We start from the raw sequence: 14,312 nt of genomic DNA, 5'->3' as shown, positions 1-14,312 counted from the left end.
ATCGACTATTCAATATGATCTTTCTCAATTTTGAGAGAGATCATTTATTGCATCTAGAACAGATTAATACTGCAATAGTAATTCTCGCAAAGTGACCTTGCTGGTGGTCGGCAAGGTTTGCAAGAACACATTCCCTCGAAAGAGATGCCAGCCTTGAACTTCTGTAGTTTCCGGAAATCTCTCTAACTTGCTTTGATATTCCCAGATGCCGTACAAACTGTCCAACTGTTCATCTGACTTGCCTCGCTTTATTTCCATCGCATAACTCACCACAAACCCCTGTCGCTTGAGTGAACCATATATTCGTCTTTCTAGTTGCACATCATTTGATTTCCAATAGATAAAATCACGTTCATTAAAAGGATAATTTTCTCCATTTTTTAATTCGCATGGTTTGGAAAAGCGCGGAAGATTCGCCCTACCATCATCCCACATAGGACCTGCGACGGCACTGGCTATATTGACAAACTCACTTGGATTTGGCTGTTGCTTTCCATAAGTCAAACTTAGTCCATTCTCTAGTTGAATCAATTGAATCGTTTTGCCATCCACTTCTAGCATAGAGTACGTTGCGTCACTGTATAACTTCCACTCAGCTTTCGCCGCTATGTTTCCGTTATACGATGTTCTTTTTAAATGCGTTGCATCTTTCCAAGCCATGGTTTTTGTACACTTTGATTCATACGCTTGCACCAAAGACGACATTGATAGCAACCATAGACAAATCCAAGTTTGCACTCGATATATAGTATTTTTTTGTTTGGCCAAATTAGACATGTAATTCTCGGTAAATAGAGCATCCGATCGAGTATAAGCAAAACGGATTATTTAGTATCGTTTTGATTTGTGAGTCCAGAATTATCCAAACTCACAAGCCATTTCGCAAGCGCTTGTCTAATCGCAAAGATCAGGACCACTCTCTCGGATCGACACGATAATAAGCATTCAAAAGCGCAAACAAGCTTGCGTGGTAATAGGCAAGCTCGTGACTCTTTTTAAAGAACGCCTCGGTCGACACCGCAAAAAATTCTGCAGGATTTGTTGCACCGTAAGGATCAATGATCGTCATCTCGTTTCGTTCTATTGCGCTTTGTAGATTGTCGAACTCCTGTGTCATCACTTGCGACCAGTTACGATAAGCGGTAGTACTTGCTAGACCTGGTGCGCCGTTCACGCTACCGTCTTCGCTGTCGAGTTGATGCGCGAATTCATGGATCACAACATCTTGTCCCATTTCTTCATTTTGAGGATTATTTACTATTTGATCCCAAGCCAAGATCACCCGACCATCACTCCAAGATTCTCCACTCAAAGTTTGATTGGTATGCGTGACGATCCCACCTGCCGCCATTTGCTGGCGTGGGGCGATAAATGCACTCGGATAAACCAAGATATGGCTCAGTTTGGGATACACATCCATCTCGCGATTGAGTAACAACATACAAGCACGAGCGGCGATTGTGACTCGAATTTCATCATTGATTTCCAGACCACCGCAGCCGACAAACGTTTTCTCATATAAAAACTGACGTATGCGACGCTTTAACTGCATTTGCAAATCAGTTGGCATGCGACTATAACCGGGTAAGTTCTGACGTAAAATCTTTGAATACGCTGACGGAAACGCTCTTGTTAACACATAGCGCAAACGAAGCTGCGGAACGACAAAAAAACCAAGGATCAGTGCTAAGACGATGAATGCGAGCAACCACATGTTCTTCCTTGTAAGAGTTTATTAACGAAATTAGGCACAATTAATTAAGAGCGACTGAATCACATCGAGATTACTCTTCTTAAAAACATATAAGCACGGCTCTTGGCTCGACATGTACAAGTTGGGTACTAATTACGCAAACAAAATAGCTTCTCCATGTTCATAAAAATGAGCTAGCAAAACAAACCTCTACAAGCTGCAGACAAATCGATAAGCTGCGATAATCGCAAGTCCTGTTTGCATCCACACCTATTAAACTATTCACTCCATGCGCAAAGGTATTTTCTACGCCGCAGCCTGTTACTCGGCTTGGGGCTTATTTCCCATTTATTTCAAAGCCTTACATAGCATCCCATCCTTAGAAATTTTGCTACATCGCATGGTGTGGGCACTCGTCTTTTTGCTATTGGTACTCGCCGCACGTCGACAATGGAATTGGATAAGAAATGTCGTGCGTCAGCCCAAATTACTAGCTGGATTTGCTGCGAGTGCTCTATTACTGTCAGCGAACTGGTTTTTATACATCTGGGCAATTAACAATGATCGCATCGTTGACGCTAGTCTCGGTTATTTCATGACGCCGCTGGTGAATGTATTTCTTGGTTTTATCTTATTAAAAGAACGCTTAAGAAGTGTCCAATGGTTTGCAATCGCTTGTGCTGGATTGGGCGTATTATGGCTGGGCTGGCAAACGGGACATCCACCTTGGATCGCTTTAGTGCTGGCAACAACATTTGGCATGTATGGTCTATTACGAAAAACCGCGGCATTAGGTGCCTTAGAAGGTCTATCCTTAGAGACCATGCTGCTATTTCCATTTGCCTTAGCTTATCTTATTTATTTGGCACTTCATGGCCAAAGTGCATTTTTACAAACTACAACAGCAACACAATTCTTATTACTGGCCGCCGGCCCTATCACCGCGATTCCTCTACTAATGTTTGCTGCCGCAGCGCGCCGCATTCCTCTTGCTACATTAGGTTTGATGCAGTACATCTCGCCGACTATTCAATTGTTCATTGGCATTTGGCTATATAACGAACAATTTAGTCATGATCGTATGCTGGGATTCTTAGGTATCTGGGCGGGACTACTGGTTTATTCACTTGACAGTTTGCGATCAAGCTTCATGAACAAAACGAAAATCGCATGAAACTTGTATTTCAAACAGCAAAATAAGCGGCATTTTTGTGCATTCGATGACAGTCTGATGAAATTTGTGGTGTTTCATCGCGAACTGCACAAAATATGACAATTTTTTTGACATCTGCACCTGCATTTCTGCGAAAATTCGCATCTTTATTTTTTCGGCGCGCAAGCGGTTTAACACACTGGCCCAGGCGTCTCCCGTAACAGGCTTTTTTGGAGACCTAAATGAAATTCCGCTTCCCCATCGTCATCATTGACGAAGACTTCCGTTCTGAAAACACATCTGGCCTCGGTATCCGCGCGCTTGCTGATGCCATGGAAAAAGAAGGCATGGAAGTTCTGGGTGTGACCAGCTATGGCGATTTATCCCAATTCGCCCAGCAACAATCGCGCGCCTCCGCTTTTATTCTGTCAATTGACGATGAAGAATTTGGCGAAGGTACTGATGAAGAAAGCGACTACGCGCTCAAACCATTGCGCGCTTTTGTCGAAGAAATTCGCTACAAAAACGCCGATATCCCTATTTATTTGTATGGCGAGACTCGCACTTCACGCCATATTCCAAACGATATTTTGCGCGAACTGCATGGCTTCATTCATATGTTTGAAGACACACCAGAATTCGTAGCGCGCCATATTATTCGTGAAGCGAAATCCTATTTAGATGGATTAGCGCCACCCTTCTTCCGCGCCTTGGTGCACTACGCGAACGACGGTTCTTATTCTTGGCACTGCCCAGGACACTCTGGCGGTGTAGCGTTCTTAAAGTCACCAATTGGTCAAATGTTTCATCAATTCTTTGGTGAAAACATGTTGCGTGCAGACGTCTGTAATGCAGTGGAAGAACTCGGTCAATTGCTAGACCATACAGGCCCAGTCGCCGCGTCTGAGCGCAATGCCGCACGTATTTTTAATGCGGATCACTGCTATTTTGTGACTAACGGCACTTCTACTTCCAACAAAATGGTATGGCACTCAACGGTAGCGCCAGGTGATATCGTTGTTGTTGATCGTAACTGTCACAAATCGATTTTGCACTCCATCATTATGTGCGGCGCGATCCCGGTGTTCTTGATGCCAACGCGTAATCACCTCGGCATTATTGGCCCGATTCCATTGGAAGAATTTTCCATGGAAAGCATCCGTAAAAAAATCGAAGCCAACCCATTTGCGAGCAAGGCGAAAAACAAAAAACCACGTATTTTGACGATCACGCAATCAACCTATGATGGCGTGTTGTACAACGTCGAAACGCTCAAAGATTTACTCGATGGCGAAATCGATACTTTGCACTTTGACGAAGCATGGTTGCCCCATGCGACTTTCCATAGCTTCTACCAAGATATGCACGCGATTGGCAAAGAACGCCCACGCGCGAAAAAGTCTTTGATTTTCTCGACACAATCAACCCACAAATTGCTAGCTGGTATTTCGCAAGCATCACAAATTTTGGTGCGCGAATCTGAGACGGTTAAGTTGGATAAAGATAGCTTCAACGAAGCTTATCTGATGCATACGTCGACTTCACCACAGTATTCGATCATCGCTTCTTGCGATATTGCTGCTGCCATGATGGAAGCGCCCGGTGGAACCGCACTGGTTGAAGAATCGATTTTAGAAGCACTCGATTTCCGTCGTGCGATGCGTAAAGTCGATCAAGAATGGGGACAGGACTGGTGGTTCCAAGTTTGGGGACCAGATCACTTGTCGGAAGACGGTGTTGGTACGCAAGAAGATTGGATGATCCATGCCGAAGATGACTGGCATGGCTTTGGCAAATTGGCACCGGGCTTCAATATGCTCGATCCAATTAAGGCAACGATCGTTACACCAGGCTTATCTTTGGAAGGTAAATTTGGCGAAACTGGCATTCCAGCTTCTATCGTTACCAAATACTTAGCAGAACATGGCGTTATCATCGAAAAATGCGGCTTGTACTCATTCTTTATCATGTTCACCATCGGCATTACCAAAGGCCGCTGGAACACTTTATTAACTGCATTACAGCAGTTCAAAGATGATTATGATAAGAACCAACCAATGTGGCGTATCTTGCCGGAGTTTGCTGCCGCAAACCCACGCTATGAAGGTGCAGGCTTACGTGATTTGTGCCAAAGTATTCACGAAGTGTACAAAGCTCATGACGTGGCGCGCTTGACGACAGAAATGTACCTGTCTGATATGCAACCAGCGATGAAACCATCCGATGCATTTGCCAAGATGGCACACCGCGAAATTGAGCGGGTGTCGATTGATGAATTGGAAGGTCGTGTCACCGCGATTCTGTTGACGCCCTACCCACCAGGAATTCCACTATTGATCCCGGGCGAACGCTTCAACAAAACAATCGTTGATTATCTGAAATTCGTTCGTGCTTTCAACGAACAATTCCCAGGTTTCGAGACGGATTGTCACGGTTTAGTCAAAGCCGAAGTCGATGGCAAACGTGGCTACTTCGTCGATTGCGTTCCGCAAGGCAGTGAAGACATCGAGTGATTTACCTGATGCGTCGACAAAAGCGTCAATAAAACGCGACAGATTCATGACCGCTTGTCTGCAAAAAAGCCGCGCCCAGTCTTTGGTGCGGCTTTTTTTCATACTAATTTCATCTTAAACATCTCATATTAGAGATACAATTGAGACATGTTGCCTACCAGAATCCATTCATCCTAAAGCGAAATAATGAGTCAACTTAACGAATTACAACCGGTCGACAAAGACAAAATCAAACTTGGTGTACCACTAGAATCACCAATCTTTGACGCATGGGGAAATCAATTATTTGACGCAGGCGCAATCATTACCAAAGAAGACGAGCTACAAAACCTGTTGGAAGATGGATATATCGATACGTCACCGCAAAAAAAATCGTCTGAGCAAATGCAGCCACTTCCGAATGGCAGTCAGGCAAATGGATTTTCGCAGCCTCCAACAAACTCTGCCGCTATTGCACCAGCAATTCTCGCATCGACTAGCGCCACAAACATCAATAACACCGAACTCAATAAAGAATCGGTCATGTTAGATTTGGACAATGTGCGCTGGCATGTTGGCGAGACCTTTTTCTTACAAGTTCATGATAATCCTGCAATTCGATACACCGTCAAATTGATTGGGTATGTGAAAAATCAATCCATATTGGTAACTGCGCCAAAGATCGATGGTAGAGGTGCCATTGTTCGAGACGGTCAGACCTTCATCGTCAGAGCATTCCCAGGAAAGAAAGCTTATGCCTTTACAGCGGCAGCATTAAAATCAGTTTATACCCCTCATGCATACCTACATCTTTCATACCCGAAAATTGTACGATGCACGGCCATACGCCAAAGCTCACGCGCCTCGGTGAAAATTATTGCCTCAGTCAGCATTGGTGATCCAGAACAGACCTCTGCTGCGGTACTAAGCGACATTAGCATGGGTGGCACCTCAGGCTTACTGAAAAAACAAATCGGCAAAAAAAATGATCATGGGCTTATTAAGTTCAAAGTAAATACCGCCGGGGAAGATGTACTTTTAACTATACCGATCATTGTGCGATCTATTTCCGAAACTGAAAACACCCAAGAATTTCGTTACGGCTTTGAATTCAGCGAAATAGCGACCCAGTCAAAGATTATTTTGTCTTCTTTTGTACATCAAACCTTGGCAGAAATAGAGTAAGTACTATTGTAGGAAATAAATTACGTCCGAGTAACAGAACATTCAAAACTTGGATTTCATTTTGGTTTAAACAAGACTTGTTTGGAGCCACAACATGTCGACAGTACGAATTTTCTCTTTGAAAAATGGCAGCATCATGTGCATGTGTCTCGCGATGCTAGTTGCCTGTGGAGGTTCTGGAAGTCCATCCAATCCCATCGCACAAGTTCCTCCTCCAGTGGAAGTACCTCCCACAACACCACCTGTAGTAGTTCCTCCGCCCCCCACTCCGCCAATGGTTACCATGCCTAGTGCTACTCAAGCGTCCCGCTTCTTGCAACAAAGCACCTTTGGCGTAACTGAGTCCACGATTAATAGTTTGATGAATGTGGGGTTTAATAGCTGGATTGAAGACCAATTCACATTGCCTCAAAGCTTCCATAAAACCTACATGGATTCGATCGCGGCAGGCCTAAGTAATGGAATTAGCGGTTTAAACCAAAATCATTTCTTTGAATCATTTTGGAAACAAACCGTTAGTGGGAATGATCAACTGCGTCAACGAGTTGGCTTCGCTTTATCGCAGATTATGGTTACCTCTTTTCAAGATAGCACTGTAGTCAATTACCCACGAGGTGTTGCCAGCTATTACGACACATTGAATACGCATGCCTTTGGCAACTATCGACAATTACTCGAGGCCGTTACTCTACATCCAATGATGGGTATCTACCTAACATCTCTGCGCAATCAGAAGGAATCAGGAACCCGCGTACCAGACGAAAACTATGCACGTGAAGTGATGCAACTTTTTACAATCGGCTTATCTAAACTCAACTCAGATGGCAGCACCATCCTAAGCAACGGCAAGCCAATTGACACCTATACCAATGACGACATCTCTGGCCTAGCCAAAGTATTTACAGGATGGAGCTGGGCGGGGGCGGATAAATCGAATACCCGATTTTATGGTGGAAATGCTGACGCGAATCGCGACTGGATGCCGATGCAGAGCTATCCAGCATTTCATTCTGTAAGCAACAAATCATTTTTAGGAACAACGATAGCGGCACAATCGCCCGCAAACCCCGAAGCTAGTTTAAAAACGGCTCTCGACACCCTCTTCAATCACCCAAATGTTGGACCATTTATCGGAAAACAATTGATTCAACGACTGGTCACAAGTAACCCTAGCCCGCAGTATGTGGCACGTGTGGCTGCTGCATTCAACAATAATGGAACAGGCATTCGAGGTGACATGAAAGCAGTCATAAAAGCGATTTTGCTTGATCCTGAGGCTCGAAGCGATCCATCTTTAAATAACGCGGGTGTCGGCAAATTGCGTGAACCCATCTTGCGATTAGCGAATTGGTTACGCGCATTTAATGCCAAATCAAGCTCTGGGGCTTATCGCATTACAAATTTAGATGACCCACTCACATCTTTAGGCCAAACGCCAATGCGTTCACCATCGGTATTCAACTTTTATCGACCCGGCTACGTGCCACCTAATTCAAGTATCGCTAACGCACAACTCGTATCACCAGAAATGCAAATTACCGCAGAAACCTCTGTTGTTGGTTACTTGAATTTCATGCGTGACGTGATTGCAAATGGAACCGGGACAAGTCGTGATGTCAAAGCAGATTACTCAAACTTAAGCACACTCGCAACAACACCCGAGCAATTATTGGACAAAGTGAATCTATTGCTGATGTCTAACCAAATGAGTAGTGGCTTACGCAGTCAAATCATCGCGGCAGTCAATTCCATCGCGATTCCAACAACGACACAAACTGCAATCGATACTGCAAAACTAAATCGTGTGTATATGAGCGTATTTCTGACCATGGCATCACCCGAATATTTAGTACAAAAATAAGGAGAAAGTGATGTCAAATTTCAATACATCCAGACGCGAATTCTTGCGTATTTCATCCTTGCTCAGTTCAGCTGGAGCACTCGGTGTTGCCGCCCCTTTTGCAATCAACTTAGCAACGGTCGCTTCAGCCGCCGCACAAAACAATTCTGGAGATTACAAGGCGCTAGTCTGCTTATTTTTATATGGTGCAAACGACCATGCTAATACCGTTTTGGCTACCGATAGCGAGTCGTGGAACCAATATTTAAACGTGCGAACTACCAATGAAGCAGGATCTATCGCTTTACCTGCAGTCGGCGCCACTGGTGGAGTGCTCGCCATCACGCCCAATACTGCACAAGCTGGACGGAGCTTTGCTTTACACCCAAATATGCCGGAATTGCGAAACTTGTTTAATGCAGGACGTGCCGCAATTCTTGCAAATGTTGGTCCCTTGGTTGTTCCGACCACACTAACGCAATATAAAGCCGCCAGCGTCCCTTTGCCTCCCAAACTATTTTCACACAATGACCAACAATCGCTATGGCAAGCCTACGCCCCTGAAGGTGCTGCCTACGGCTGGGGTGGCCGGATGGGAGACTTGCTAGCATCGAACAATAGCAATCCAATTTTTACCGCAATTTCGGCATCGGGGAATGCGGTGTTTTTATCGGGCAGATCCGTAAAACAATATCAAGTTGGCTCTTCAGGTGCGGTTGCGATTGCTGGATTATCTGGCAGCTTATACGGCTCGACTATGGCGGGTAGCACATTACGTAACATCATCACCAGTGACTCCACAAATTACTTCCAGAAAGAACATGCCGCCACCACAAGTAGAGCAATCGCTGCACAAAGTATGCTTGCCCCCGCAATGGCGGCAGCCGGACCAACTGGCATTCCCAACCCAACGCAATATACCAATCCAAATACCGGCGCCTTAGCCAACAACGCACTCGCAGTTCAGTTGCAAACTGTTGCAAGAATCATCGCTGGACGCAATGCTTTAGGTGCAAAACGCCAAGTGTTTTTTGTTAGCTTGGGCGGTTTCGATACACATGACTCACAACGAACACAGCAAGCAGATTTATTAGCGCGGGTGTCACATGCAATTGCGTACTTTGACACAACGATGGCCAACGTCATGGGCAGCGATTTACGACAACAAGTCACCCTATTTACAGCATCCGATTTTGGTCGCACATTTACCAGCAATGGTGACGGCACGGATCACGGTTGGGGATCGCACCATTTCATCGTCGGTGGTGCAGTTAAAGGAAAAGACATTTATGGCAGTTTCCCAGTCACCGGTCTAAAACACACGCTGGATGTGGGCTCGGGAAGCCTATTGCCACAGTTCTCAGTAGATCAATACGGCGCAACCTTAGGAACTTGGTTTGGCTTAAGTCCAACACAGATAAACGACGTATTTCCCAATATTACGAATTTTGGCAATCGTAATTTGGGATTTATCTAAAGCGAAAACCGATACGAAAAAAGCAGAATTATCTACCAGAGATCATTCTGCTTTTTTCAATTAAAGAGCCACTTAGAATCAAAGATCTGAATCAAGGATTTGAATCAAATCAGGCTCCGATAAAATCATGGATAAATCAAGTTTTCGGTAAGGTCACACCGACCTGTCCTTGGTATTTTCCACCGCGATCTTTGTAGGATGTTTCGCAAATTTCATCGCTTTCAAAGAACAACACTTGCGCACAACCCTCACCCGCATAAATCTTCGCTGGCAATGGTGTGGTATTGGAAAACTCTAGAGTGACATAACCTTCCCACTCAGGCTCAAATGGCGTGACATTGACGATAATGCCGCAACGTGCATAAGTCGACTTGCCGAGGCATATTGTTAATACGCTGCGAGGGATACGGAAATATTCGATGGTGCGCGCAAGAGCGAAGGAATTTGGCGGGATGATACAAACATCACCTTTAAAATCAACAAAAGAACCTTCATCAAAATTCTTTGGATCAACGATGGTACTGTTGATATTAGTAAAAATCTTAAACTCATCAGCACAGCGAATATCATAACCGTAGGACGATGTACCATAACTAACGATCTTTTGACCGTTCGCATGACGCACCTGATCAGGTGCAAACGGCTCAATCATGCCATGCTGCTCCGCCATCCGGCGTATCCATTTATCTGACTTAATGCTCATGATAATTTGTGCTTTCTGCGTTTTTTAGTAAGCTTGAATTTTACGCCAAAAGCAGAGTAAAAACAGGCTTTATACTAGAGATTTCAATGGAATTCTTGATTTTCAGAGCTGACAACTGCTTGTATTTACAGGCTGCTGCGCCTCTTTAGCAAATTCAATTTGGTTTTCTTTAGAAATCAGCACTTTGTTTTTAATTGCTGTCATTTCAGCCAAAATGGAAATTGCGATTTCGGCGGGAGTCTTGCTGCCGATATACAATCCGATTGGTCCGTGCAATCTAGCGATTTGCTCCGCACTTAAATCGAGCTCCAATAATCGTTCCCGTCGTTTTGCATTATTCGATCGTGAGCCGATTGCGCCCACATAAAATGCTGGCGATTTTAAGGCCTCCATTAGCGCCATATCATCTAATTTAGGGTCGTGGGTTAGTGCCACTACCGCGCTACGTACATCAAGCTGCATCGCAATCACCGTATCGTCGGGCATATCGTGCACCAATTGCACGCCTTCGAGTTGCCAAGCTTCGCGGTACTCTTCACGCGGATCACAAACCGTCACCTGATAATCCATACCAACTGCAATATTTGCTAAAAATCGTGACAACTGCCCTGCGCCAATAATCAATAAGCGCCAACGAGGACCATGGATCGTGACTAACTGCGTTTCGCTAAGACGCAAACTCTCGTGAGCTTCGGCGCTACGCAAAGTCACAGCACCAGTTTGCAAGTTCAATTCACGTGCGAGTAATTTGTGTGCAGCTAAACCTGCGAGCAGGTTACTAATTTGGCTTTTTGAGTGCAAAGGTTCAATCGCCAATTGAATTGTGCCACCGCATGGTAAGCCAAAGCGATGCGCTTCATCGGCACTAATTCCGTAGGTAACGATCTCAGGTATGGTGCGTGTGAAGCCCTCGGTTTGTATGCGAGCAATCAAGTCATCTTCAATGCATCCACCAGACACCGATCCTATTACTTGTGCATTTTCTGCGATCGCTAACATCGCACCTTCGGGTCGAGGACTTGAGCCCCAAGTTTTGACGACAGTCACCAACTCACAAGGTCGCCCTGCTCGCAACCATTGCTCGCAAGTTTTTAATACTTCTAAGTCGATGCTATCCATAAGTTTTTCTATTCTGTTTTCATCTGAAGTGAGGTAATGTAGAACGGCGACATCACCCGACTCATTCAATCTCAGTAAACCGCTGCACCAATTTTCCACCAACCTCAATCATCTCAAAGAAAACAGATTTTGGTCTAATCCATAAACTACCATCCGCTGCACGATAAACGATTGCTGCTTGCAAATCGGCTTCTTGGGTGGCCTCACACACCAACTCATAGATACCGCCTTTATAGTGTCGATACCGCACTTTGTCGCCCGTGCCCGACTTTGGTGCTCTAGAACTCGACATTTTATTAACGCCAGTACTCTTATCGCTGGTGTGCTCACGCAAAAATGCAGGAACTTTTGCCGCACTCAATTTATTAATTTGCGCAAACAAGGCTGGATACACCATCGGTACTTGATGCGTTTGCTGTAAATAAGATGCAATATGTAGCAATAAGTTCGCGGCGACCTCAGCGTCAGCTTCGGCGCGATGCGCTTTCCCTTTAAAACGCAAACCCAAGCTGGATGCTAATGGTCCCAAGGAATAGCTCGACTTTCCCGGCAAAACTCGACGCGCCAGCTTTACCGAGCAAATTGTGCCGCGATGCCGAGCGGTCAAGCCAAGATTTTGCGCTTCTGCGAGCAAGAACTTTTCATCAAAACTCGCGTTATGTGCCGCCAAATAATCATTGCCAATAAAATCAAGCAAGGCAGGCATCACCTCTGATACTGGCGGTGCGCGATTCACCATACTTTGGGTAATTCCGGTTAATTGCGTGATAAAACTAGGAATCGTCACTTGGCAGTTAATCAACGACACAAAACGATCGACAATCTGTCCATCTTGAATACGCAATGCGGCAACTTCCGTAATCCGCCCACCCTGCACCGGACTCATACCAGTCGTTTCAAAGTCAATCATGACGATAGGTTCTGCTAACATATTCCGCTCAATACTTTCTAAATCAACAGCGCATTGTTTTAATCAATCAACGATGGAACTTATGTCGCTCCTGCTCAGTCAACCAACTTAGTTCAATCAACCAAGGCGCCTATTTTTTCAATAATGTACTATTGTAATCCGCCAACATCAGTTGATGCCCATCCGCTCCTCATTTATACAAACGCAGCAACATGCAGAACGACACGCCACCTAACAAACGCATTCTCTCATTGAAAAAAAGCTTGCCTCTAAGCGTCATCGATAGAATCATTCCAGCGAATGATTTATTGCGAGACTTTGTATATCGCCGCTTGTGGATTTCAATTTTGATTAGTTCGTTTGGCGCGCAAATTACACTACTGGCACTTCCATTAACGGCAGCTGTATTGCTCCACGCCACTCCAACCCAAATGGGGCTACTCACCTTTATGGAAATTTTTCCGTATGTGTTGTTGTCGCTTCCTTCTGGTGTGTGGTTAGATCGGGTGAGAAAACTACCTGTGTACATCAGCGGAGAAATCGCTATTTCTCTCGCCGTGGCAAGTGTACCAATCGCATGGTGGTTAGATATTTTAACTATGCCGTGGTTATACATCGTGGGCTTTTTGATCGGTGCTGTTAACACCACCGCTGGCACCGCAGCGCAGATTGTATTAACGCAAATCGTGCCACGCGAACGCCTGATCGAAGCCCATGCAAAAAACGCACTCGCTACATCTGGCTCTGAAGTTGCTGGCCCTGCGACAGCTGGAGCATTAATTAAACTTTTGGGCGCGCCACTAGCCCTGTTTGCTGATGCGGTCTTGCTACTCACCTCCGCAGCTATTTTACGGAAAATAAAAATTCACGAAATTCGTGTTGTCGCACAAGATGCCAATTTTTGGCGCGACTTAAAAGAAGGCCTAAAATTTGTCGCACATAATCAAATCTTGGTCGCCCTAGCAATCACCGTTGGCATTTGGCAAATGGCTTATAACGCCGCCTTGGTCGTACAAATATTGTTTGCGACACGCACATTAGGTTTGTCCGAACACGCAGTTGGATTGAGTTATGTGTGCATGGGCGTAGGCACTGTTCTCGCCAGCATGATCGGCAATCGTGTTAGTAAACATCTCGGGCCTGGCTTGTGCATGATTTTGGGATTTTTATTGTGTGCTATTGGTTGGGGTCTATTGGCAATCGCGCCCGCTAATCAACTCGGCATCATTGCATTTGGACTGATGCTAGTGCTATTTGCAATTGGTGGTGTGTTCATCTTCATCAATTTTCTGGCATTACGGCAGGCCGTCACTCCTGAACCTTTACTTGGACGAATCACTAGCACAATGCGCTGGCTCACTCTGTTACCCGCCGGCCCCGGTGCTTTAATTGGTGGATGGTTAGGTGAACATTTTGGCTTACGGATTACCTTGGGATTCTCTTGCGCCTGTGCCATGTTGCTCGCCTTCTTTGCTTGGCACAACAAAACCATACGCGGTATCAAATCACTTCCGCAACTGTAAGACTTGTGGGGGTTTTGTGACTTTAATGTAGGCATCACGCGACACTGATGCCTGTATTGATTTGCAAAAATTACACCTACAGAATGAAACACGAGATAATGCTGGTCGGATTAAACAAATCGCCACAAATTTTTTTGAATCTCATTTTTCACGACCGCTCGCTTGAATTACTCAGGCTTGAATTACTCAGACTTTAATGACTCAGATTTTTATTGAG

11 protein-coding genes are annotated in these 14,312 nt (G+C 45.1%); 6 read left to right on the top strand and 5 right to left on the bottom strand.

Annotation, left to right across the window (positions count from 1 at the left end; genetic code table 11):
* Positions 1-63 precede the first annotated feature (63 nt).
* A complete protein-coding gene (locus IE103_RS00230; RefSeq protein ID WP_189344032.1) occupies positions 64-777 on the bottom strand; it encodes a hypothetical protein in 714 nt (237 codons plus the stop codon).
* A 130-nt stretch (positions 778-907) separates the two neighbouring features.
* On the bottom strand, positions 908-1,714 hold the full coding sequence (locus IE103_RS00225; RefSeq protein ID WP_189344031.1) for a M90 family metallopeptidase: 807 nt from the start codon (positions 1,712-1,714) through the stop codon (positions 908-910).
* 268 nt (positions 1,715-1,982) lie between these two features.
* Here IE103_RS00225 and rarD point away from each other — a divergent pair, with 268 nt between their 5' ends.
* From rarD to IE103_RS00200, 5 genes are all read left to right on the top strand, one after another.
* On the top strand, positions 1,983-2,867 hold the full coding sequence (gene rarD / locus IE103_RS00220; protein WP_189344030.1) for an EamA family transporter RarD: 885 nt from the start codon (positions 1,983-1,985) through the stop codon (positions 2,865-2,867).
* A 221-nt stretch (positions 2,868-3,088) separates the two neighbouring features.
* Positions 3,089-5,359, top strand: a complete 2,271-nt coding sequence (locus IE103_RS00215; RefSeq protein ID WP_189344029.1) for an arginine/lysine/ornithine decarboxylase — start codon at positions 3,089-3,091, stop codon at positions 5,357-5,359.
* Between the two features lie 186 nt (positions 5,360-5,545).
* On the top strand, positions 5,546-6,523 hold the full coding sequence (locus IE103_RS00210) for a flagellar brake protein (protein WP_189344028.1): 978 nt from the start codon (positions 5,546-5,548) through the stop codon (positions 6,521-6,523).
* A 94-nt stretch (positions 6,524-6,617) separates the two neighbouring features.
* The gene (locus IE103_RS00205; protein ID WP_229826975.1) at positions 6,618-8,384 is read left to right on the top strand and encodes a DUF1800 domain-containing protein; all 1,767 of its coding nucleotides are present in this window, start codon (positions 6,618-6,620) and stop codon (positions 8,382-8,384) included.
* A gap of 10 nt (positions 8,385-8,394) precedes the next feature.
* Entirely contained in the window at positions 8,395-9,840 is a 1,446-nt protein-coding gene (locus tag IE103_RS00200) for a DUF1501 domain-containing protein (RefSeq protein WP_189344027.1), read from the top strand.
* A 136-nt stretch (positions 9,841-9,976) separates the two neighbouring features.
* Here IE103_RS00200 and dcd read toward each other — a convergent pair whose 3' ends face one another.
* The 3 genes from dcd to IE103_RS00185 form a co-directional block, all read right to left on the bottom strand.
* Complete coding sequence (gene dcd / locus IE103_RS00195; protein WP_189344026.1) at positions 9,977-10,543, bottom strand: dCTP deaminase; 567 nt, start codon at positions 10,541-10,543, stop codon at positions 9,977-9,979.
* A 102-nt stretch (positions 10,544-10,645) separates the two neighbouring features.
* The gene (locus IE103_RS00190; protein WP_189344025.1) at positions 10,646-11,662 is read right to left on the bottom strand and encodes an XdhC family protein; all 1,017 of its coding nucleotides are present in this window, start codon (positions 11,660-11,662) and stop codon (positions 10,646-10,648) included.
* Between the two features lie 61 nt (positions 11,663-11,723).
* Positions 11,724-12,593: a DUF1653 domain-containing protein gene (locus tag IE103_RS00185; protein ID WP_189344024.1), complete on the bottom strand. Its 870-nt coding sequence runs from the start codon at positions 12,591-12,593 to the stop codon at positions 11,724-11,726.
* A gap of 191 nt (positions 12,594-12,784) precedes the next feature.
* On the opposite strand from IE103_RS00185, the gene IE103_RS00180 reads away from it, so the two are divergent.
* On the top strand, positions 12,785-14,095 hold the full coding sequence (locus IE103_RS00180) for an MFS transporter (protein ID WP_189344023.1): 1,311 nt from the start codon (positions 12,785-12,787) through the stop codon (positions 14,093-14,095).
* Positions 14,096-14,312: the final 217 nt, after the last annotated feature.

It is taken from the genome of Affinundibacterium macrobrachii (genome assembly GCF_014652415.1).
Taxonomy (GTDB): Bacteria; Pseudomonadota; Gammaproteobacteria; order Burkholderiales; family Burkholderiaceae_D; genus Undibacterium; species Undibacterium macrobrachii.
Note: the sequence above shows the minus strand (reverse complement) of the source record. Positions and strands in the feature narration are given on the sequence as shown.